The 19,932-nt window shown below is 74.7% G+C and carries 21 protein-coding genes; 14 read left to right on the top strand and 7 right to left on the bottom strand.

Features of this window, described 5'->3' with window-relative positions:
- Positions 1-16 precede the first annotated feature (16 nt).
- Positions 17-343 carry a hypothetical protein gene (locus ACZ7RU_RS10460; RefSeq protein WP_470340475.1) on the bottom strand — a complete coding sequence of 109 codons (327 nt, stop codon included), beginning with the start codon at positions 341-343 and terminating at the stop codon, positions 17-19.
- Positions 344-751: 408 nt separating this feature from the next.
- Here ACZ7RU_RS10460 and qcrB point away from each other — a divergent pair, with 408 nt between their 5' ends.
- The gene (gene qcrB, locus ACZ7RU_RS10455; RefSeq protein ID WP_470340592.1) at positions 752-2,374 is read left to right on the top strand and encodes a cytochrome bc1 complex cytochrome b subunit; all 1,623 of its coding nucleotides are present in this window, start codon (positions 752-754) and stop codon (positions 2,372-2,374) included.
- Between the two features lie 134 nt (positions 2,375-2,508).
- Here qcrB and ACZ7RU_RS10450 read toward each other — a convergent pair whose 3' ends face one another.
- Complete coding sequence (locus ACZ7RU_RS10450; RefSeq protein ID WP_470340474.1) at positions 2,509-2,910, bottom strand: cytochrome C oxidase subunit I; 402 nt, start codon at positions 2,908-2,910, stop codon at positions 2,509-2,511.
- Positions 2,911-3,113: 203 nt separating this feature from the next.
- Between ACZ7RU_RS10450 and ACZ7RU_RS10445 the strand changes: the two genes are divergently transcribed.
- The 3 genes from ACZ7RU_RS10445 to ACZ7RU_RS10435 all read left to right on the top strand — a co-directional run bounded on the left by ACZ7RU_RS10445 (position 3,114) and on the right by ACZ7RU_RS10435 (position 5,853).
- On the top strand, positions 3,114-3,728 hold the full coding sequence (locus tag ACZ7RU_RS10445) for an acyl-CoA-like ligand-binding transcription factor (RefSeq protein ID WP_470340473.1): 615 nt from the start codon (positions 3,114-3,116) through the stop codon (positions 3,726-3,728).
- Between the two features lie 27 nt (positions 3,729-3,755).
- Positions 3,756-5,318 (top strand): FAD-dependent monooxygenase, encoded by a 1,563-nt coding sequence (locus ACZ7RU_RS10440; protein ID WP_470340472.1) that lies wholly within the window; start codon positions 3,756-3,758, stop codon positions 5,316-5,318.
- Positions 5,319-5,421: 103 nt separating this feature from the next.
- A complete protein-coding gene (locus ACZ7RU_RS10435) occupies positions 5,422-5,853 on the top strand; it encodes a YchJ family protein (RefSeq protein WP_470340471.1) in 432 nt (143 codons plus the stop codon).
- A gap of 73 nt (positions 5,854-5,926) precedes the next feature.
- Here the strand turns inward: ACZ7RU_RS10435 and ACZ7RU_RS10430 are convergent, their stop codons facing one another.
- A complete protein-coding gene (locus ACZ7RU_RS10430) occupies positions 5,927-6,922 on the bottom strand; it encodes a polysaccharide deacetylase family protein (RefSeq protein ID WP_470340470.1) in 996 nt (331 codons plus the stop codon).
- Positions 6,923-7,243: 321 nt separating this feature from the next.
- Here ACZ7RU_RS10430 and ACZ7RU_RS10425 point away from each other — a divergent pair, with 321 nt between their 5' ends.
- Complete coding sequence (locus tag ACZ7RU_RS10425; RefSeq protein ID WP_470340469.1) at positions 7,244-7,783, top strand: GNAT family N-acetyltransferase; 540 nt, start codon at positions 7,244-7,246, stop codon at positions 7,781-7,783.
- A gap of 7 nt (positions 7,784-7,790) precedes the next feature.
- On the opposite strand, the gene ACZ7RU_RS10420 is transcribed toward ACZ7RU_RS10425, so the two are convergent.
- On the bottom strand, positions 7,791-8,711 hold the full coding sequence (locus ACZ7RU_RS10420) for a carbohydrate kinase family protein (protein ID WP_470340468.1): 921 nt from the start codon (positions 8,709-8,711) through the stop codon (positions 7,791-7,793).
- 336 nt (positions 8,712-9,047) lie between these two features.
- On the opposite strand from ACZ7RU_RS10420, the gene ACZ7RU_RS10415 reads away from it, so the two are divergent.
- The 3 genes from ACZ7RU_RS10415 to ACZ7RU_RS10405 all read left to right on the top strand — a co-directional run bounded on the left by ACZ7RU_RS10415 (position 9,048) and on the right by ACZ7RU_RS10405 (position 11,662).
- On the top strand, positions 9,048-10,592 hold the full coding sequence (locus ACZ7RU_RS10415) for a M1 family metallopeptidase (RefSeq protein ID WP_470340467.1): 1,545 nt from the start codon (positions 9,048-9,050) through the stop codon (positions 10,590-10,592).
- Positions 10,593-10,873: 281 nt separating this feature from the next.
- A complete protein-coding gene (locus ACZ7RU_RS10410) occupies positions 10,874-11,347 on the top strand; it encodes a nuclear transport factor 2 family protein (protein ID WP_470340466.1) in 474 nt (157 codons plus the stop codon).
- A gap of 78 nt (positions 11,348-11,425) precedes the next feature.
- Positions 11,426-11,662 (top strand): hypothetical protein, encoded by a 237-nt coding sequence (locus tag ACZ7RU_RS10405; protein ID WP_470340465.1) that lies wholly within the window; start codon positions 11,426-11,428, stop codon positions 11,660-11,662.
- 79 nt (positions 11,663-11,741) lie between these two features.
- On the opposite strand, the gene ACZ7RU_RS10400 is transcribed toward ACZ7RU_RS10405, so the two are convergent.
- The 3 genes from ACZ7RU_RS10400 to ACZ7RU_RS10390 all read right to left on the bottom strand — a co-directional run bounded on the left by ACZ7RU_RS10400 (position 11,742) and on the right by ACZ7RU_RS10390 (position 15,113).
- The gene (locus ACZ7RU_RS10400) at positions 11,742-13,337 is read right to left on the bottom strand and encodes a sigma-70 family RNA polymerase sigma factor (RefSeq protein WP_470340464.1); all 1,596 of its coding nucleotides are present in this window, start codon (positions 13,335-13,337) and stop codon (positions 11,742-11,744) included.
- A 185-nt stretch (positions 13,338-13,522) separates the two neighbouring features.
- Positions 13,523-14,518, bottom strand: a complete 996-nt coding sequence (locus tag ACZ7RU_RS10395) for a CAP domain-containing protein (RefSeq protein WP_470340463.1) — start codon at positions 14,516-14,518, stop codon at positions 13,523-13,525.
- 115 nt (positions 14,519-14,633) lie between these two features.
- Positions 14,634-15,113, bottom strand: a complete 480-nt coding sequence (locus tag ACZ7RU_RS10390; protein WP_387755152.1) for a GNAT family N-acetyltransferase — start codon at positions 15,111-15,113, stop codon at positions 14,634-14,636.
- Between the two features lie 219 nt (positions 15,114-15,332).
- On the opposite strand from ACZ7RU_RS10390, the gene ACZ7RU_RS10385 reads away from it, so the two are divergent.
- From ACZ7RU_RS10385 to ACZ7RU_RS10360, 6 genes are all read left to right on the top strand, one after another.
- Positions 15,333-15,554 (top strand): hypothetical protein, encoded by a 222-nt coding sequence (locus ACZ7RU_RS10385; RefSeq protein WP_470340462.1) that lies wholly within the window; start codon positions 15,333-15,335, stop codon positions 15,552-15,554.
- 198 nt (positions 15,555-15,752) lie between these two features.
- Positions 15,753-17,297 carry an ATP-dependent DNA ligase gene (locus ACZ7RU_RS10380; RefSeq protein WP_470340461.1) on the top strand — a complete coding sequence of 515 codons (1,545 nt, stop codon included), beginning with the start codon at positions 15,753-15,755 and terminating at the stop codon, positions 17,295-17,297.
- Between the two features lie 261 nt (positions 17,298-17,558).
- Complete coding sequence (locus ACZ7RU_RS10375) at positions 17,559-17,774, top strand: ferredoxin (RefSeq protein WP_470340460.1); 216 nt, start codon at positions 17,559-17,561, stop codon at positions 17,772-17,774.
- A gap of 84 nt (positions 17,775-17,858) precedes the next feature.
- Complete coding sequence (locus ACZ7RU_RS10370; RefSeq protein WP_470340459.1) at positions 17,859-19,073, top strand: cytochrome P450; 1,215 nt, start codon at positions 17,859-17,861, stop codon at positions 19,071-19,073.
- 150 nt (positions 19,074-19,223) lie between these two features.
- Positions 19,224-19,388, top strand: coding sequence for a hypothetical protein (locus tag ACZ7RU_RS10365; protein WP_470340458.1), 165 nt, complete (start codon positions 19,224-19,226; stop codon positions 19,386-19,388).
- A gap of 103 nt (positions 19,389-19,491) precedes the next feature.
- Entirely contained in the window at positions 19,492-19,830 is a 339-nt protein-coding gene (locus tag ACZ7RU_RS10360; RefSeq protein ID WP_470340457.1) for a hypothetical protein, read from the top strand.
- Positions 19,831-19,932: the final 102 nt, after the last annotated feature.

Genomic DNA, 19,932 nt, shown 5'->3' with positions numbered 1-19,932 from the left:
CGTCGGACGGCCCCGCTCACCCCCACCACTGCTCCGGCACCGGCTCCGGCTCCGGCGAGTCCGGGACCGTCACCGGTTCGGCGCAACGCACCAGCAGATCCCCCTCCTCCGTGCCGGCGACCAGGTAGCCGCACTCGCGCAGCACGACCGCGGCCGCGCCGCTCAGGGCCGCGACCGCCTCCCGGGAGGGCGGACCGCCCGGCTCCGCGCCCGGCGTCCAGCCGACCACCACGCCCTCGGGGTGACGGTCGATCCACAGCGGTGAGGGACCCGGGCCGGTGTCGAACCCTGCGCGGGCCAGGGCCTCGGAGACGTCCTCGAAGAGTTCACGGTGATCCGCCATTGGCGCAGCGTAGGCCCCGGAGCGGGCGACCCCCGGACACGGCGCGCGCCGAAACGCTTCAGCGGCACCCGACCGCAGCATCGGCACCCGTTGGGCCGAGCGGCGGCCAGCCGATCGGGCGTCAGGGCCCCCCGTCCGGCCCGACACGAGCGGCCGGACGGGCCGATGGACGTGCACAGTCGGCCCCCTGCCGACAGCATGACAGAGTAAGCGCTCCATCACCCTGAGCAACGGGTCCAGTGGAACACCTGGTCCGCGCGCCGGTCCGGCCGGCGGGCCCGTATCGAGAGGTCCCATGATCACAACACTTCGCCGGCCGGCGTTCCCGCCGGCGGGCCTCCAGCACGGTACGCCGAGGACGCCGGGGAGCCCGTCGTGAGAACCGACCAGCAGTCGCAGCCGGGACCGGTGACCAGCACGCGCGCCAACCCCGCCAACCCGGCCGAGGCCCTGGCCGACTGGACCGACGGCCGACTCGGCATCTACTCCCTGGCCAAGGCCAATCTGCGCAAGATCTTTCCCGACCACTGGTCCTTCATGCTGGGCGAGATCGCGCTCTACACCTTCGTCATCATCATCCTCACCGGCGTCTGGCTCACCATGTTCTTCACGCCGAGCATGGGCGAGGTCGTCTACGACGGGTCGTACGTGCCGCTCAAGGGCATCCCGATGTCCGAGGCCTACTCCTCGACGGTCCGGATCAGCTTCGACGTGCGCGGCGGCCTGCTGATGCGCCAGATCCACCACTGGGCCGCGATCGTCTTCGTCGCCTCGATGCTGACCCACATGATGCGCGTCTTCTTCACCGGCGCGTTCCGCAAGCCGCGCGAGATCAACTGGGTCTTCGGCGCGCTGCTGCTGATCCTGGGCATGTTCGACGGCTTCATGGGCTACTCGCTGCCGGACGACCTGCTCTCCGGCACCGGCATCCGCTTCATGGAGGGCGCCGTCCTGTCCATCCCGATCGTCGGGACGTACCTGCAGTTCTTCCTCTTCGGCGGCGAGTTCCCGGGCACCGACATCATCCCCCGGCTGTTCACCGTCCACGTCCTGCTGATCCCGGGCATCATGGTGGGCCTGCTCGCGGCGCACCTGATCCTGGTCTTCTACCACAAGCACACCCAGTTCGCCGGGCCCGGCCGGACCAACAGCAACGTGGTCGGCATGCCGCTGCTGCCGGTCTACACGGCCAAGGCGGGCGGCTTCTTCTTCCTGGTCTTCGGCGTGGTCGCGGTGATGTCGGCGATCGCCACGGTCAACCCGATCTGGGCGTACGGCCCGTACCGTCCGGACCAGGTGTCCACCGACGCCCAGCCGGACTGGTACATGGGCTTCTCCGAGGGCCTGATCCGGGTGATGCCCGGCTGGGAGATCAGCGTCTGGGGCGGCCACACCCTCAACCTCGGGGTGTTCATCCCGCTGATGGTCTTCCCGGCCGTGCTGCTGGTGATCTGGTGCTACCCCTTCCTGGAGGCCTGGATCACCGGGGACCGGGGCGAGCACCACATCGCCGACCGGCCGCGCAACGCCCCGGTCCGCACCGCCTTCGGCGCGGCCTGGATCGGCCTCTACCTGCTCCTGCTGGCCGGCGGCGGCAACGACCTGCTGGCCACCCACTTCCACCTCTCGATCAACGCGATCACCTACGCGGTGCGGGCCGGCTTCTTCACCGTGCCGGTGGTCGTCTTCGTGATCACCAAGCGGTGGTGCCTGGGGCTCCAGCGACGGGACCGGGAGAAGGTGCTGCACGGCCGGGAGACCGGCGTCATCAACCGGCTCCAGCACGGCGAGTTCGTCGAGGTGCACGCCCCGCTGCCGCAGGGCCGGCTCTACACCCTCACCTCGCACGACCAGCCCCAGCCCTCCGTGCTGCCGCCCGAGGTGGACGAGAACGGGGTGGCCCGCCGGACCGGGCTGTGGACCCGCGCGCGGGTGAAGCTCTCCCGCGGCTTCTACGGCGAGTACAGCCAGATCGCCAAGCCCACCGTGGAGGAGCACGAGGAGATCACCAGCGGCCACGGCCACCACTGATCCCCCGACTGCCCCGCCATCGGAAAGGGCCCGCTGTGCCGGAGACGGCACAGCGGGCCCTCGTCGTGCCCGGGACCGTCGACGACGGCCGGGCGCGCCCGGCCGCACAGGACGGTGCCGGCCGGAACGACGGTTCAGCCGCGCAGGACGGCCGGGACGACGGCGAACAGCGCCGCGGCCACCGTGACGGAGAGGCAGAGCGCCGCCCAGCGGGCGCAGATCCGGCGGCACTCGACGCGGTAGCGGGCCGCCAGCCGGCGGCAGCGCTCGACCGCGCGGTCGACGACCTCCTCGGCGTAGCGCAACCGGTCGGCCGCGTAGGCCTGTTCGATGGACTCGCGCTCCGGCACCGGCAGCCACGGGAACTGCGCGGCGAACGCACGGGCGTCCCGTTCGGCCGCCGCGACCTCCGCCTCCCAGGCCAGGAAGCCCTCGATGCGGGCGAACTCCGCCCGCGAGTTCGCCCTGGCACCGGCGCCGGCGGGCCTGCCCTGGCGAGGGGTCCGCGCTCTCGGCGGACGCTGTCTGCCACCCATGACCGCTCCTCAAGTCCTGTCGAGTCGTCCCGTCGGAAAGCCTGCGGGCACGGGCTCCCGGCGGGGATCGCTCCGCAACCAGGCAACTACTACCAGCGACAAACCGCAGGTGGCGGACGGCTCGCCAGAACCCGCGCACCCGGGAAAAACTTGCGTGCCACGCACTATTGCGCACCGCGCACCTTTGCTGGACAGTGGGACCCATGACGAACGGTCAGCCCGGGCTGCGGGAACGGAAGAAGGCCGCGACGCGGGAGGCCCTCAGCTGGGCGGCCCTGCGCCTGGCGGTCGAACGGGGGCTGGAGAACGTCCGGGTGGAGGACATCGCGGCCGCCGCCGGGGTCTCCCCCCGCACGTACAACAACTACTTCTCCAGCAAGGCCGAGGCGATCGTCTTCCGGCACCGCGACCGGATCCTCCAGGCCGCCGAGGCGCTGCGGGGCCGCCCGGCGGAGGAGCCGCTGTGGGAGGCGCTGACCCGGTCGCTGGTCGCGCCGTTCGACGACGCGGCCGAGGAGCCCGACCCGCGGTGGACGGCCGCCGTACGACTGCTGCTGCGCGAACCCGCGCTCCAGGCCGAACTGGTCCGCGGCGGTGCCGCGACCCGCGCCGACCTGGCGGCGGCGGTGGCCGCCCGCACCGGGACCGACCCCGACCGGGACCTCTACCCGAAGCTGGTCGCCTCGGCCGCGCTCTCCGCACTACAGGTCGCCAACGAGCACTACCTGACCGCCGACCCGGCGGTGCCGTTCCAGCCGCTGTTCGCCGAAGCGCTGCGACAGCTGGCGGCCGGGCTTCCCGATCCGCGGACCCGGTGAACCAGCCGTACCCAAGGGGGACTTGAGATGACCCACGATGTCGTCGTGGTCGGCGCCGGCCCGGTCGGGCTGTTCCTGGCCGGCGAACTGGCGCTGGCCGGAATCCGGCCGGTGGTGCTGGACCGACTGCCCGCGCGCTCGGGCGAGCAGAAGGCCAACGGGCTCGTCGGCCAGGTGCTCCGGCTGCTCGACCACCGCGGTCTCCACCAGCCGCTCAGCGGCCTCCCGGGCGCACCACAGCCCGTGCCGCGCTTCGCGTTCGGCGCCTTCCCGCTGGAACTGCACCGGCTCGACCGGAACCCGCTGCACGCCGCGCCCGTACCCCAGCACCGGATCGAGCAGGTCCTGGAGGAACGCGCCCACGAACTCGGCGTCACCGTGCGCCGCGACTGCGAGGTCACCGGCTTCAGCCAGGACCCGACCGGGGTGACCCTCGACGTCCACGGCCCCGACGGCGCCGGGCGGCTGCGCGCCCGGTACCTGGTCGGCGCGGACGGCGGCCACAGCACCGTCCGCAAACTCGCCGGCATCGGCTTCCCCGGTGTCACCTCACCCGACCCGGTCTCCCGCGTCGCGCACGTGCTGCCGCCCGAGGGGCTGCGCCTCATCGACGGCGGCGAGGTCCTGCTGCCGGGCTGCCCGACCCCGTTCCGCCCGTACACCCACACCCGCACCGACAACGGCGTCTTCGTCATCTCGCCGTTCAACCCGGACGCCGTCATGATCGCCACGATGGAGTGGGGCGGGCCGCCGGTCGACCGGCGGAACCCCCTCACCCTGGACGAGCTGCGCGCCAGCATCCACCGGGTGACCGGAGCCGACCTGGCGCTCGCCCCGGCCCGTACCGCCGGACCGTTCACCCCGCGCCGCACCGTCGGCCACAACACCCGGCTCGCCGAGAGCTACCGGCAGGGCCGAGTGCTGCTGGTCGGCGACGCCGCCCACGTGCACGCCGCGACCGGCGGTCCGGGCCTCAACCTCGGCCTCCAGGACGCCGCCAACCTCGGCTGGAAGCTCGCCGCCGAACTGCACGGCTGGGCCCCGCCCGGCCTGCTGGACAGCTACCAGAGCGAACGCCGCCCGGTCGGCGAGCGGGTGTTCATGCACTCCCAGGCACAGACGGCCCTGATGGCCCCCGGCCCCGGGACCACCGCGGTGCGCGCCCTGTTCGACGAGCTGCTGGCGCACCCGGACAACCTCGGCCGGATCGCCGCGCTGATGGCCGGCAGCGACGTCCGCTACGAGGTCGACTGCCCGCACCCGCTGGCCGGGCGGTTCGTGCCGGACGTCACCGCGACCACCCCGGACGGCCCCGTCCGGATCGCCGAACTGGCCCGCACCGGACGCCCGTTGCTCATCGACCTCACCGGTGGGGAGCTCGACCTCGCGGACCGGGTGGCGGGCTGGAAGGACCGGGTGGACCTCGTCACGGCCCACTGCCAGCAGCCGCCGGCCGGCGCACTGCTGCTGCGCCCGGACGGCTACGTCGCCTGGGCGACCGAACCCGACCGGGACGACCTGGACGACCGGGACGACCGGGACGGACTGGCCCGGGCGCTGCGCGCCTGGTTCGGCGCCGCCCGCTCCTGAGCAGGCCGGGTGCGGCAGCCGGGGACGGCCGGGGCCCGTGGCCGGGGCCGGCGGGGGCAGGGCCGCCGGGGAGCCGTCCGACGGGTGGGGGAGAATGGACGGCATGTCCCGACGTCGTTCCGAGCTCCGCGCCACCGCGCCCCGGCTGCTGCCCTCCTCCCCGTGCCCCTGCGGCCTGCCCGCCGCCTACGGCGACTGCTGCGGCCGGCTGCACCGGGGCCAGGCGAAGGCCACCACCGCCGAGTCCCTGATGCGCTCCCGGTTCAGCGCCTTCGCCGCGCAGGACGAGGCATACCTGCTGCGCACCTGGCACCCGGACACCCGGCCCGCGGAGGTCGACTTCGATCCGGGGCTGCGCTGGACCGGGCTGGAGGTGGTCGCCACCACCGAGGGCGGCGCGTTCCACGCCGAGGGCACGGTCGCCTTCCGGGCGCACTGGACCGAGGGCGGCGAGGCGGGCGTGCTCACCGAGAACAGCCGCTTCGTGCGGCACGAGGGCGCCTGGGTGTACCTCGACGCCCTCTCGCTCGGCTGAGCCGCCCGGCCCGCGGCCGCCGCGGGTGGCGGCTACGGGGGGGGCGGCTGCCGGGTGCGGCTGCGGGTGGCCGCTACAGGTAGTCGTCCAGCCGCGCCAGCGCGAAGCCCTGCGCGGTGACCTCGTCGACGACCTTGCGCAGCAGGTCCGGCATCGAGGCCTTCCAGATGTCGGTGCCCCGGAAGTGGGTCAGGATGATGTCGCCCGGATGCAGCTTCCGGTCGTCGTAGCGCCACTCCATGTGGTCCGGGAAGGCCTCCTCGTTCCACAGCGGCACCGCCTCGACCCCGCAGGAGGCCGCCGCGCGCAGGGTGTCGTCGTTGTACTCGCCGTACGGTGGCCGGAAGAGCCGGGGGCGGGTCCCGATCTGCTGCTCCAGCTGGTCCTGCTGGGTGCAGATCTCCTGGCGCTGGCTCTCGTAGTCCAGCACCTTCAGGTTGCGGTGGTTGATCGTGTGGTTGTTGATCTCCACGCCCTGGGCGTGGAGGTCGCGGAAGTAGCCGTAGTTCTCCCGGGCGAGGTAGTCGGAGACGTAGGCGCTGAGCGGGATGCCCAGTTCCTCGGCCATCCGGGAGAACTCGGGGTCCTTCTCGGCGCCGTCGTCGACGGTGAGGAAGACCACCTTGTCGTCGGTCGGCACCCGGTAGACGACGGGCGGGCGGCCGTCCGCGAGCTTGACTCCCTGCACCGGGGTGAGCGCGGCCCTGGCCGCCGGGCGCGGCGGGGCCTTCAACGGCGGACGCTCCAGGCCCCAGTGCTGGGCGGCCTCCAGCGCGGCGCGGGCGGCCGCCTCCTGACGGACCATGGCCTCGCTGCTGTTCTGCTCCTCCTTGCGGGCAAGGCCGGGCAGCAGCTGGGCCGCGGGCGGGGCGCCCGCGCGGTCGGCGCCCTCGGCGGCCGCGGCGGGGGCAGCGGCCGCGCCCGGAACGGCGACGGCCTCGGCGGCGGGCGCCGGGGTCGCCTTCGCGTCGGCGGCCGGGGCGGACTTCGGCCCGGCGGGAGCGGCCGGACCGGCGCAGCCGGCGAGGACGGCGGAGAGGCAGACGGTGGCCAGCAGGCCGGTCCTCACCCCGCTCCGGTGCTGCTGATTCCCCCTCAGACCCCCACTAATACGACAACCTGATGGTCTGTTCATAGGTGCACTGCTCCCCCGCCGCGCACCACCGCCAATCCCCTCGTCACCCGCGCGGGGCAACGACGCACCGGGGTCCTTGCCGTTCCTTTGCCCGGCGGCGGGCGGCCGGGTGACCAGGCGGCCGGGCCGGCCGGTTGGACGGGGAGGGGCCGGGTGGCCGGACCGGGCGGCTCCGGAGACCGGACGGGTCCGGCGACGGGCGGCGCACCGGGAAAACCGATTGCGGTGCCGGGCCGTGAAGTGGATCATGCGCCCATGACGAACACCGCGCCCGGCCGCTCAGGCCTCTGGACCGTCGCCACGGCCGACGTGACCACCCCCGAGGCCCTGGACCTGCTGCGCGAGTACTACTACGACGTGGCCAACCGCTACTACCGCCTGCACTTCGGCCGGGAGGGCACCCCCGAGGAGCTGGAGTCCGGCCTGGCCGACTCCCCCAGCGACGACCTCGCCGCCCCGGACGGCCTCTTCCTGATCGGCCGCCACGACGGCGTCGCCCACTCCTGCGCCGGCCTGCGCCGACTCGACGCCACCACCGCCGAGCTCACCCGCGTCTTCGTCCGCCCCGGCCTGCGCGGCACCGGGGGCGGCGCCGTCCTGCTGGCCGCCGTCGACCGGGCCGCCCGCTCTCTGGGCGCCGACCGGATCGTCCTCGACACCCGCCTCGACCTGGTCGAGGCCCGCACGCTGTACCTGCGCAACGGGTACCGGGAGATCCCCGCGTACAGCAGCGGGCCGTACGCCGAGATCTGGTACGGGAAGGACCTCACCGTCGCGGCGCAGCGGAGCAGTTGAGCCGGGCCTACCCGGCGGTCGCGCCGACGTGGGGCGGCTGCGGGCCGTCCGCCAGGGCGGCCGCGAGTTCGGCCGCCGAGGGCGGGTTGGCGCCGGGGCGGGCGACGGTCAGCGCCGCCGCCGTCACCGCGTGGGTGAGGCAGTCCGCGAGGTCGGCGCCCGTCGCCCGGGCGTGCAGGAAGGCGGCCGTGAAGGAGTCGCCGGCGCCGACGGTGTCCGCGACCGGCACCGGGAGGGCCGCGGCCGCGGCGCGTCCGCCGTCCGCGGTGCGGGCGAAGGCGCCCTGCGCGCCGAGGGTGACCGCGACGACGGCGGGGCCGAGGGCCAGCCAGCGCTCGGCCACCGCCTCGGGCGGCTCACCCGGGTAGAGCCAGGCGAGGTCCTCGTCGCTGGCCTTGACCAGGTCGCTCAGCGCCACCAGGCGCTCGACCCGGCGGACGGCCTCGGCCCGGTCCCCCATCAGGGCCGGGCGCACGTTCGGGTCGTAGCTGATCCGCGCCCGCCCGCGCCAGCGCTCCACCAGCGCCAGCACCGATGACGCGCCGGGCTCGGTGACCGCGGCGATCGAGCCGAGGTGGATCCCCGCGGGCGGCTCGGCGGGTTCGGTCGGCGGCAGCGTCCAGCCGATGTCGAAGGTGTAGCGGGCGTGCCCCCGGTCGTCCAGCTCGACCACCGCCGAGGGTGTCCGGGAGACCTCGACCGCCTCCACCCGCACGCCCGCCGACTCCAGGTGCCGCCGGATCAGCCGGCCGTTGGCATCCGGCCCCAGCTCGGTGAGCAGCGTGGCCGGACGGCCCAGCCGGGCCAGGCCGTAGGCGACGTTCGCGGGGCTGCCGCCGGGGTGCACCCGGTCCGGGGCCTCACCCGTGCGGACGATGTCGGCGACGCACTCACCGATCACCAGAACGGGCGAATCGGGACTGGTCACGGCGGCTCCTGGCATCCGGTACGCGGGCGTCGTCTCGACTGCCAGCCTACGGGGTGCCTCCGGGCGCGCGGCGCCAGAGCACGGAAGTACGGCCGCCGGACCTGGCCAGGTGTTCCGACGGCCGTGGCGCCGTCCGTCAGGGGACGATGCACTCCTGACGTTAGACCTCGCGCGGGCGCCCCGCCATCACCGTGGGCCGTCCGGGGGACCACGGTGCGTCGTCGAACCGGACCGATCGCGCCGCTGTCGGCCGGGCTGTCCACTAGCATCCGTGGCCGGGCTTTCCGTCCCGGCGGCCCCGCCTCCACTCCCGCTCCCGAAGTGTGGTGATCGCCCATGGTCAGGCCCCGCACCGGTCTCGTCCCGTCGCTCGCGCTCAGTGCGGTACTGCTGTCCGCGAGCGTGCCGACGGCCGGCGCCGCCGACGGGCTGGGCGATCCGGTCTTCCCCTCGCTCGGGAACACCGGGTACCAGGCGCTCGGGTACGACCTGGCCTTCGACTACCGGGCCGAGAGCCGGACGGTGGACGGCACCGCCGTGGTCACCGTACGGCCCGACCGCGCGCTGGCCCGGCTGGAGCTGGACGCGCTCGGACTGACCGTGCGCGCCGTCCGGGTCGACGGGCGTGCGGCGGGGTTCACGACCCACGACGAGAAGCTCACGGTCACCCCGGCCAGGCCGTTCCTCCCGGGCGGCGTCACCCGGCTGACCGTCGAGTACACCGCCGACCCGCGTGCCCCGCTGCCGCACACCGGTTGGGTCCCCACCCCGGACGGCTTCGCGGTGGCCGGCCAGCCGAACAGCGCACACACCGTCTTCCCCTGCAACGACCACCCGGGCGACAAGGCCCGGTTCACCATCGCGGTGACCGCCCCGGACGGCCTCCTCGGCGTCGCCAACGGGGAGTTGGCGGCCACCGAGCGGCGGGGCGACGGCCGTACCACCCGCCGGTACGTCTCCCGCGAGCCGATGGCCACCGAGCTGGTCCAGATCTCGGTCGGCGACTACACGGTGCGCGAGCGCACCGGCCCGCACGGCCTGCCGCTACGGGACGTGGTGCCGACCGCGCGCGCCGCCGAGCTGGAGCCCGCGCTCGCCCTCACCCCCGGCCAACTCGCCTGGGCCGAAGCGCACCTGGGGCCGTTCCCGTTCGAGACGTACGGGATCCTGCCGGTCAACACCGACGACCCGGCCGCGTTCGCCTTCACCGGCCTGGAGACCCAGACGCTCACCCTCTACAAGCCGAACTTCCTGCGGCAGGCGGAGCCGGCGATCGGCTCGCACATGATGCACGAGCTGGTCCACTCCTGGTTCGGCAACAGCGTCTCCCCCGCCCGGTGGTCCGACCTCTGGCTCAACGAGGGCCACGCCGACTTCTACGGCCTGGCGTACCGCTACGAGCGCGGCTGGCCGGACGCCTGGGGCTACACCACGCTGGTCGACCGGATGCGCTACCTCTACGGCCTGGGCGACCAGTGGCGGCACGACTCCGGGCCGGTGGCCTCGCCCACCGCCGCCGACCTCTTCGACAGCCAGCGCTACACGGGCGGCGCGCTGGTGCTGTTCGCGCTGCGGGAGAAGGTCGGGGCGGAGACCTTCGACCGGATCGAACGCACCTTCCTGGGCACGTACCGGTACCGGAACGCGACCACCGAGGACTACGTGCGGACGGCCTCGACGGTGTCCGGGCAGGACCTGCGGGGCTTCCTCGACGACTGGCTGTACGGGCTGCGGACGCCGCCGATGCCGGGGCATCCGGACTGGGTGGTGGGCCAGGTGGGCGCCGCTCCGGGGGTGTCGGCTCCCGGGGCGTCGGCCTGGGAGGGTGGGGCCGCCGTGGCGGGCGGGCCCGGGGTGGCGCGGGGCTCCGGAACGCTCTGACGGCGCGGCTGGGGCTGCTGGTGCACGCCCGGCGCGCCGCCGTGCGTCCGATCACGCCTCACACGCCCCTGACCGACAGGGGCCGGTGGGGCCATGGTGGTTCCCACGGCCCGCCCGCCGCCCGGCACAGTCCCGGTCGGCGCGCGGGCCGTCCAACGTTCCCGCGCGCCCCCGCGCCCCCGCGCCCCCGCAGGTGAGCCGGCGGCAGGTCTTCCCGGCCGGATTGTCAGTGCCTGGTGCTAGCGTCCCCAGCACGATCGATAACGAACGGGGGTTCGGTGATGGGTGTCGAGCTGGCTGGTGTCGCACCGACGGGCGTCAAGCTGACGGGTGGCGAGCTGCGGGAGGCCGGGGCCGCGGTCTACGACCGCTGGACGGCTCTGTGGAACGGTGAGTTGGGGCTGGCCGAGGAGATCATGGCGCCCGACTTCACCCTGCGGTACGCGCAGGCGGGTACGGAGGCGTTCGACGGTGTGCGGACGCCGGCCGGGCTGGCGGAGCTGATCGGGCGGTGGCGCGCCGGGCGGCCGGGGCTGCGGTTCGAGGCCGAGGGCGTCCCGGTGGTGGACGTGGAGTCGGTCGACGGCGTGCTGTCCGGCCTGGTGGCCCGGCCGTACCGGGCGAGCTTCCCGGACGGCGGGGGTGGTCTGACGGCGCGCAGCGGGACGGACACCCTGCGGCTCGGCGGCGGGCTCATAACCGAGGTGTGGTCGGTCTCCTCGGGTGCCGCCGGGCGGACGTTCTACCGGGCCTGACGATGCGGAGGGGCGCGGTGGGGCGTGCGGGAGCGCGGTGGGCCGTAACCCTTCCGGCGCAGCGTCGTTGGACCGGCCATGAAGAAGCGCAGCATGCTTGCCGTGGCCTCGCTCGCCGTCGGTGTCGTGGCCTCCCTCACCGCGCCGAGTGCGCACGCCAGTGCCGTGGGCGGGCAGGAGGGACTGCCCGGGCCGCTGAGCAGTGCCACGGACGTGGCGCCCGGGCAGGTCGGTGACGCGGGTGGCGTCCTCGGGGAGGCCACCGGCTATGTGACCGGGTCGGCGAACGGCCTGGTGGCGGCCACGCCCGCGTAGTCCCAGCGGTCCGTCGGCCGGTCACCGGCGGCCGTCACTGCTGCCTGGCCACTGCTGCCCGGTCACCGTCGGCCGGGGCTCAGGACAGCGGGGCTCCGAGGTCCTGGGTCCAGTAGGGGGTGCCGGCCGAGCTCGTGGCGAAGCCGACGCCGATGTCCTTGAATCCGCAGTCGAGCATGTTGGACTGGTGGATTCCGCCGTCCATCCAGCGGGCGAAGACGGCGGCCGGGGTGGTCGGGCCCCGGTCGAGGTTCTCGCCCCACTGGGACCAGCGGTAGCCGGCGGCGGTGATCCGGGCCTCGGTCCGGACGCCGTCCGGGTTGACGTGGTCGAAGAAGCCGCGGGTGGCCATGTCCTCCGCGTGCTTCTGGGCCGTGCCGTGCAGCCGGGGGTCGATCCGCAGCGGGGTGCAACCGGCCTTGGTGCGTTCGGCGTTGACCAGGTCCACCAGCTGGCGCTCCATGGTGGGCTGCGGTGTCGCGGTGGCGCTGCGGGTCGCGGTCGGCGTCGGGGCGGGCGTCGCCGTCGGCGTCGGGCTCTCCGCGGGTATCGGGGTCGGCGCCGGGGTGGCGGCGACGGGGGCGGCGGCAGCGGTCGGGGTGTCCTGGGCCGCGGCCGGGGCGGTGGGCTCCGGTGCCGTCGACTGCGGCGGCTCGCCCGCCTGCGGCCAGACCAGGGCGAGGGTGGTCACGGCGACGGCCGCGGCCGCGCCGCTCGCCAGGACGGCTTTGCGGGCAGCGGTGCCCGCCCAGCCGCCGTGCCCTCCCGTACCCGCGTGCGCACCGGAACCGGCGTGGGTTCCGCCGCCTGTGCCGGCACCCGCACCGGAGCCCGCTCCGGTGGCGGCCGTCGAGGACGCCGCGGCAGCCGCAGTGTGCTGGAAGTGCAGCAGCGCGGGCGCGTCCAGCGGGATCGGCACCAGGGCGAGGCCTGCCAGCAGCCCTTCGGCCGGGAACAGGTCCCGGCCGAGGCCGTCGCAGTCGGCGCAGTCGCGGATGTGGCGGGCGATGCGCTTGCGCCAGACCGAGTTCGGGGTGCCGTCGAAGCCCGCGGTGAGCTCGGTCAGCCCGGGGCAGCGGGGGTAGGCACCGAGCGCGCGGACGACGATGCGGCCCGCTTCGAGCTGCTTCTTCATCCGCTGCACGCGCACGGCGGTGTGCTGCGGGCTCAGGTCGAGTGCCTCGGCGAGTTCGCCGCGGGTCAGCTCGCCGGCGGCCTCCAGCCACCAGAGGGCGAGCAGCTCGCGGTCATCGGGGTCCAGCCAGCGGGTCGCCTCGGCCACCTCGCGGCGCTGGCCGGACAGGCCGAGGCGCAGGATGGTGAGGTCGGTGAAGTCTGCCCGAGGGTCGGCGACCTCCCAGGTCTCGTCCAGGCCGCCGACGGTCGGCTGCTGCTGACCGGCGGCGTGTCGGCGGCGCACCTGGTTCATGGTGATGGCGACCAGCCAGGACCGGAAGGACTCCGGCTCGCGGAGCCCGTCCAGGCCGTCCAGGGCCCGGATCATGGTCTCCTGCGCGACGTCGTCCACGTCGGCGTGGCCGCCGAGGGCGCGGCCGGCCACGTTGTAGACGAGCGGCAGCCAGGTGGCGACCAGCGCCTCCTGGGCCTGCCGGTCACCTGCCTGCGCCGCGAGCACCAGGGTGGTCCCGGTCCTGTTCTGCACATCAGCGTTCATGGTCCGCACTCCGTCTTGCCGTGTTTCCGTCCGCCGCTGCCTCCTCGGAGACCCGTGGGGAGTGATCAGATAACAACAATGTGCACGGAATCGGAAAATCGGCCCGGATCGATCGGCCCGGCCTGAGGGTCAGACCGGGCCGGGGCCCCGGGAACCGGAGCCGTCGGGTGTGAACCGCGGCCGGTTCACGCCGGGGCGGCGAACACCTGGGTCCACCACGGGCCGTTGGTGCCGGTCCGCACGCCCACGCCGAGCTGCTTGAACGAGCAGTTCAGGATGTTGGCCCGGTGGCCGGGGCTGTTCATCCAGGACTCCATCACCGCGGCCGGGTCCTTCTGGCCCCGGGCGATGTTCTCGCCCCAGGTGCTCCAGCTGTAGCCGGCCGCCTCGATCCGGTGGTCGGCGTGGTTGCCCTCGGGGCTGGCGTGGTCGAAGTAGCCGCGGTCGGCCATGTCGTCGCTGTGCGACTGGGCCGCGCTCGCGAGCCGGGGCTCGGCGCCGACCGGACCGCAGCCGGCCTTGGAGCGCTCGACGTTGACCAGGTCCACGACCTGCTGGGCGTACGACGGAGACGCGCCCCCGCCCGCCGGCGGGGCCGCGGTGGCCCGCTTCGGCGCGGGCTGGGCGGCGGTGGCGGAGCGGGTGGCGCTCGGGGTCGACTTGGCCGCGGAGGCCGTGGGGGTGGGGGCGGCGGTCGGGGTGGCGACGGCCGACGCCGTCGGGGAGACCGGAGCGGTCGCGGTCGGCGCGGCCGGCGCGCTCGGGACGGCCGCCGGGTCGGTGGCGGGGGCAGCGGGAGTGGCCGGCGGCGGGACGTCCGGGTTCGTCCCGCCGGTGCCGGGCACCTGGATGCCCTCGTGGGTGCCCAGCTCCGCGGAGATCAGCGAGTCGGCGGCCAGCGACTGGCCGGCCATGTCGCGGTCGGTCTGCTTGCCGCCGTACGCCGCGTAGCCCGCGCCGGCCAGCGCGGCGAACAGCCCGGTACCGGCCACGGCGGCGACGACCGCGGTGACCGGCACGATCCCGCCGCGCCGCCGCGCCCGCCGCCCCCGGCCGGTGTGCCGCTCGGCAGCCCGCCGCGCCGCCCGGCCGCCGGAGCGGCCACGGGCTCCACTCCCGCTGTCGTCGCCGGCGCCGCCTCCGCTCGCCGGGAGGATGGTCGTCCTGTCGTCGCTGTTCACGTGGCCACGCTTTCTGTTCCGGGTCGACTGGTCGGGTGCCGACACTGGGGAGACCTCCCGGCGGGGCGCCGATAACAGAAATTCCGAACGAATGTCCGGCGGTCGGGCCGCGACCTCAGCCGACCGGGGCCTCCGGAGCCATGTCGTAGGTGAGGAACCTGGTCCGGGTGGCGACCTGGTCGTACTTGCCGCGGGCCCGGTAATTGTCCTCGGAGGTGATCCAGCGGACGGTGTTCCACCCGCGTTCCGCCGCGATTTCCCGCAGGCGGCCCAACAGCGCGTCCACCGCCCCGCCGCCCCGGACCTCCGGCGCGACGAACAGATCGTCCAGGAAGCACCCGACGGCCCCGTGCAACGGTCGCGCGAACGGCCGGTAGTGGGCGAGCCCGACCGGCCCACCGTCCCCGTCCCGGACCAGCAGGCCCGCCAGCTCGTGCCCCGGGTCCATCAGCCAGGACCAGACCAGCTCGGCCTTCTCCTCCGGTATCGGCACCCGGTAGAACTCGCAGTACCCACGGAAGAGTTCACGCCAGGCGGCGTAGTCACCGGGCTCGGGCGCGCCGACGCTCCAGCGGGTCGTGGGGGTCTCACTCATCTCGGTCTCCATCGCTCAGCGGGCGTTACGAGCCCTCAGCATGCCGCCCCGTCCCCCCACCGCCGACCACCACCCCGGCCAAGACCACCCACCCCCTACGCCACCGCGGCACCTTGCCGAGGCCGCCCGGCCGGCACCGGCCGCCCGGGCGATGGGGGCCTCAGTTCGGCGCGGTAACCCGGTGGCCTTCATCCCCGCGACGTCCCCAGGGTCAGTGGAATGGCTGACAACACCGAGGACCCGGCGACGATCACGCCGGAAACGGCCGCTCGGATCCGCGCCTGGCGGGTCGACGAGGACTTCACCTGGCGCGGCGTGGCCCAGGCTGCGACCGACCGCTGGGGCTCCGAATGGGGCGGCAACCAGATCTACGGCCGAGACCTCTGCGTGGCCGCGGCGAAGCTGCTGGGTGAAGACCCCGAGCGGGAACCGTGGAACTGACCCAGGCGGTTCCGTCGGATCAGCGGACCGACCGGCAGGGGGAGTCGGCGATGCCGAGTCCGGCTCCGACGACCCGATGATCGGGACGAAACGCCCTGGCCCCGAGCGGCGTCGATGATGAGTCCACAGCCCCTCGGGGGTGGTGGTCGCCGTGCGGGGGGCCGGGTGGGGGCCGATGCTGAGGGGGGAGGTGGTGGTGTGGCGGGGTTGTCGCGGTTGGCGTCGGTGTCGCGGGAGGTGGCGGCGGAGGCCGGGCGGCGGGCGAAGACCGGGTTGCTGGCCGGGTGCCTGCGGGACCTGGGGCCGGTGGACGGGCCGGCGGCGGTGGCGTTGCTGTCCGGGGAGTCGCAGCGCCTGCGGACCGGGATCGGGCCGGCGGCGCTGCGCGGGCTGCCGGAGCCGGCGGTGGAGGCGTCGCTCGGGGTGCGGGAGGTGGAGCGGGAGCTGGAGCGGATCGCCGGCGTGCACGGGGCGGGGGCGCAGGCGGAGCGGCGGCGGCTGCTGCACGGGCTGTTCGCCCGGGCGACCGCGGTGGAGCAGGGGTTCCTGCGGGCGGTGCTGGTCGGGGACCTGCGGCAGGGGGCGCTGGACGCGGTGGTCGGGGACGCCGTGGCCCAGGCGGCCGGGGTGCCGGCGGCGAGTGTGCGGCGGGCGCTGATGTTCCGCGGGTCGGCCCGGGCGGTGGCGGAGGCGGCGCTGACCGGCGGGGAGGCGGCGCTGGCGGCGTTCCGGCTGGAGGTCGGACGGGCGGTGCGGCCGATGCTGGCCGCCGCCGCGCCGGACGTGGCCACGGCGCTGGAGCGCACCGGTCCCGCCGCGCTGGAATGGAAGCTGGACGGCATCCGGATGCAGGTGCACCGGGACGGCGGGGAGGTCGCGGTGTTCACCCGCGGCCTGGACGACATCACCGCGCGGGTACCCGAGGTGGTCGAGGCCGCGCTGGCGCTGCCGCTGCGCTCGGCGGTGCTGGACGGCGAGGCGGTCGCGCTCGGTCCGGACGGCCGGCCGCGCCCGTTCCAGGAGACCGCCGCGCGCACCGCCTCCCGGCGGGACCCGGACCGGCTGCGCGCCGAAGTCCCGCTCGACGCCTACTTCTTCGACCTGCTGCACCGGGACGGCGAGGACCTGGTGGACCGCCCCGGCCGGGAGCGCTGGGCGGCGCTGGAGGAGGCCGTGCCGGACGGCCTGCGGGTGGCCCGGGTCGAGACCGGCGACCGCGACCGGGCGCTGGCCTTCTTCCGCGAGACGCTGGCACTCGGCCACGAGGGTGTGCTGGTGAAGGACCCGGCGGTCCCGTACGCGGCCGGGCGGCGCGGCGCGGGCTGGATCAAGGTGAAGCCCCGGCACACCCTGGACCTGGTGGTGCTGGCCGCCGAGTGGGGCAGCGGGCGCCGGCACGGTTTCCTCAGCAACCTGCACCTGGGTGCCCGGGCGGCGGGCGAGCCGGGGTTGGGCCCGTGGGTGATGCTGGGCAAGACCTTCAAGGGCCTGACCGACGAGACGCTCGCCTGGCAGACCGCCGAACTGCTGGCCCGGGAGGCCGGGCGGGACGCCTGGACGGTGCGGGTCCGGCCGGAACTGGTCGTCGAGATCGCGTTCGACGGGGTGCAGCGCAGCTCCCGCTATCCGGCCGGGCTCGCCCTGCGGTTCGCCCGGGTGGTGCGCTACCGGCCGGACAAGGACGCCGCCGAGGCCGACACCGTCGCGACCGTACGGGAGATCGCCGCCGCCGAGGGGCTGTGAGCCGGGGCGGGGCCGAGGCGGGGCCGAGGCGGGACCGGTTGAGGGAAGCCCGGACGGGGGCGGCGGCACAAACGCCTGTCGGGGTGACGTCGATCCAAACCTGCCCCGCCGCCCGGCCGTTCCGGCGCGCACCGAATCGGCCATTCTCGACGATCCCGCCACCGCACCCTCCGTGGACGGATCAGCGGCGGTTAGGTTGGCATTGACAACGAGAGGCGGCCGCCGGGCAGCCGGCGGCGCACTGGCGAGAGGTGCCCGACCATGCGGGTGAGTGTCGACCGGGACCGCTGCTGCAGCTCCGGGATGTGCGTCACGAACGTTCCCGAGGTCTTCGACCAGGACGACGACGACAGTCTGGTGAGGCTCCGTCAGACCACCTTCCGGCCGGACCAGTTCGACGATCTCAGACTGGCCGCCCAGCTCTGCCCGGGCGGCGCGATCACCGTGGCCGAGGAGGAGCCGGCAGCGGCCGAATAGGCCGGGGCGCACGCCCACCTGACGGGCCGTCCGGTCACCGCACACCCCCACCGGAGAACCATCGCGACGCAAGGAGACCCCGCCTTGACGAGCACACCCACCGTCCCCGCCGTCCCGCTCCCCGCCCCGCACTCCGCAAGCTGCCCGTTCGGCCCGCCGCCCGCGTACACCGAGGCCGCCGCCACCGCCCGGCTGACCCGCGCCGAGCTGCCCGGGGGCGAGTCCTGCTGGCTGGCCACCGGCTACGCCGAGGTCCGCACCATCCTCTCCGACCGCCGGTTCAGCGCCGACGTGCGCCACCCGTCCTTCCCGCTGCTGGTCGCCGGCAGCCGCGAGCGGATCGCCGAGAACCCGACCTTCCTGCGGCTCGACGACCCCGAACACGCCCGGCTGCGCCGGATGGTCACCGGGGACTTCCTGGTCAAGCGGGTCGAGGCGATGCGCCCGGACATCCAGCGGATCGTGGACGAGGCGCTGGACGGGATGACCGAGGGCCGCACCGAGGCCGACCTCGTCGCCGACTTCGCGCTGCCCGTCCCCTCGCTGGTGATCTGCCTGCTGCTCGGCGTCCCGTACGAGGACCGCGAGTTCTTCCAGAGCGTCAGCCGGACGCTGCTCAGCAACACCAGCACGCTCGAACGGCTGCTGGAGGCCCAGGACGAGCTGCTGGAGTACCTGGAGGGGCTGACGGCCCGCAAGCGGGCGGAGCCGCGGGACGACATCCTCAGCCGGCTCGCCGCCCGGGACGACCTCACCCCGCGCGAGGCCGCCGCCACCGGCATCCTGCTGCTGATCGCCGGGCACGAGACCACCGCGAACATGATCGCGCTCTCCACCGCCCTGCTGCTGGACCGGCCCGAGCAGGTCGCCAGGCTGGCCGACCCGGCCGCGCTGCCCGGCGCGGTGGAGGAGCTGCTGCGCCACCTCACCATCGTCCACACCGGGGTGCCCCGGGTGGCGCTGGAGGACGTGGAGCTGGGCGGCGTCACCGTCCGGGCCGGGGAGGGCGTGATGGCGATGCTCTCCACCGCCAACCGGGACGAGGAGGTGTTCGGCGGCGCCGGCCGGCTGCCGGTCGACGAGCTGGACCTCGACCGGGACGCCCGGCGGCACCTGGCCTTCGGCTTCGGCGTGCACCAGTGCCTCGGCCAGCCGCTGGCCCGCGCCGAGCTCCAGATCGCCCTGGAGACGCTGTTCCGCCGGCTGCCCGGGCTGCGGCTGACGGTGCCGCGCGCCGAGCTGGCGTTCCGCACCGACTCGTTCATCTACGGCATGCGGTCACTGCCCGTCACCTGGTGACGCCGGGCGGGGTCGGCGGACGCTTCGCGGGTCACCCGGCTGGCCCCCGCGCCGGGGCGGAGGCAGGCTGGAGGGGCGAAGAGACACCACCGGCCCCGCCGCGCCTCCGGCCCGGCGTGCCCCGGGTCGGCCGAGGAGACGGAGCCCGCGATGACCGACATGAGCGACCGGTCCAAGGTGAGCACCGAGGACGACGAGGACATCCGCGCCGCGGACCCCGAGGAGGGCGTTCCCTCGATGCAGAACCTGCACGCGCAGGACACCTCCCAGGCGGAGGGCGGCCCCATCCTGGAGGAACCCGGCCGGCCCGGCTGACCGTCCGCCGTACCGACTCGACCGCCCGGTGGGACCGGGCGGTCGCCGCGACCGCAGGTGCCGCCGCTCCGGCGGTGGAGCACCCGCGGGGGAGGAGAGGCGCATGACCGAACACGACCGAGGCGACCGCCAGGCCCGGCCGCCCGCGGACCCGCGCACGTCGTGGGCGACCTGGACCACCCAATCGATCATCAGCGGCCCCGGCGGGGTGACCACCACCGAGATCGGCCCGATCTCCGGGGACCTCACCGTGCACACCACGTGGGTGGACGGCGAGGCGAGGCTGACCGTCCAGTACACCGGCGCGCTGGACTGGTACACGGTCGCCGGCAGCCCGGTGCCGGCGGACGACGAGATCACCGCGCGGGCGGTCCACCAGGCGATGGTGAACGGCGTCAAGGCCGGCCGGGGCGCGACTGCCCCGGCGCCGCCGGAGCCGTAGGAACTCCGGGAACAGTACGGCGGGGCCCGGGACGGGGGGCAGGTCCCGGTGCGCCGTGCCTCCGTTTTTCCCCCCCCCCCGAGCAGGGTCGCCCTCTCGGGG

Source organism: Kitasatospora sp. NPDC114501 (assembly GCF_055633695.1).
This window is presented reverse-complemented; position numbering and strand designations above follow the sequence as displayed.

Coding starts and splice junctions, on each gene's coding strand:
- ACZ7RU_RS10460 (WP_470340475.1), bottom strand. CDS start 343: ATGGCGGATCACCGTGAACTCTTCGAGGACGTCTCCGAGGCCCTGGCC.
- ACZ7RU_RS10450 (WP_470340474.1), bottom strand. CDS start 2,910: ATGGGTGGCAGACAGCGTCCGCCGAGAGCGCGGACCCCTCGCCAGGGC.
- ACZ7RU_RS10445 (WP_470340473.1), top strand. CDS start 3,114: ATGACGAACGGTCAGCCCGGGCTGCGGGAACGGAAGAAGGCCGCGACG.
- ACZ7RU_RS10440 (WP_470340472.1), top strand. CDS start 3,756: ATGACCCACGATGTCGTCGTGGTCGGCGCCGGCCCGGTCGGGCTGTTC.
- ACZ7RU_RS10435 (WP_470340471.1), top strand. CDS start 5,422: ATGTCCCGACGTCGTTCCGAGCTCCGCGCCACCGCGCCCCGGCTGCTG.
- ACZ7RU_RS10425 (WP_470340469.1), top strand. CDS start 7,244: ATGACGAACACCGCGCCCGGCCGCTCAGGCCTCTGGACCGTCGCCACG.
- ACZ7RU_RS10415 (WP_470340467.1), top strand. CDS start 9,048: ATGGTCAGGCCCCGCACCGGTCTCGTCCCGTCGCTCGCGCTCAGTGCG.
- ACZ7RU_RS10410 (WP_470340466.1), top strand. CDS start 10,874: ATGGGTGTCGAGCTGGCTGGTGTCGCACCGACGGGCGTCAAGCTGACG.
- ACZ7RU_RS10405 (WP_470340465.1), top strand. CDS start 11,426: ATGAAGAAGCGCAGCATGCTTGCCGTGGCCTCGCTCGCCGTCGGTGTC.
- ACZ7RU_RS10400 (WP_470340464.1), bottom strand. CDS start 13,337: ATGAACGCTGATGTGCAGAACAGGACCGGGACCACCCTGGTGCTCGCG.
- ACZ7RU_RS10390 (WP_387755152.1), bottom strand. CDS start 15,113: ATGAGTGAGACCCCCACGACCCGCTGGAGCGTCGGCGCGCCCGAGCCC.
- ACZ7RU_RS10385 (WP_470340462.1), top strand. CDS start 15,333: ATGGCTGACAACACCGAGGACCCGGCGACGATCACGCCGGAAACGGCC.
- ACZ7RU_RS10375 (WP_470340460.1), top strand. CDS start 17,559: ATGCGGGTGAGTGTCGACCGGGACCGCTGCTGCAGCTCCGGGATGTGC.
- ACZ7RU_RS10365 (WP_470340458.1), top strand. CDS start 19,224: ATGACCGACATGAGCGACCGGTCCAAGGTGAGCACCGAGGACGACGAG.
- ACZ7RU_RS10360 (WP_470340457.1), top strand. CDS start 19,492: ATGACCGAACACGACCGAGGCGACCGCCAGGCCCGGCCGCCCGCGGAC.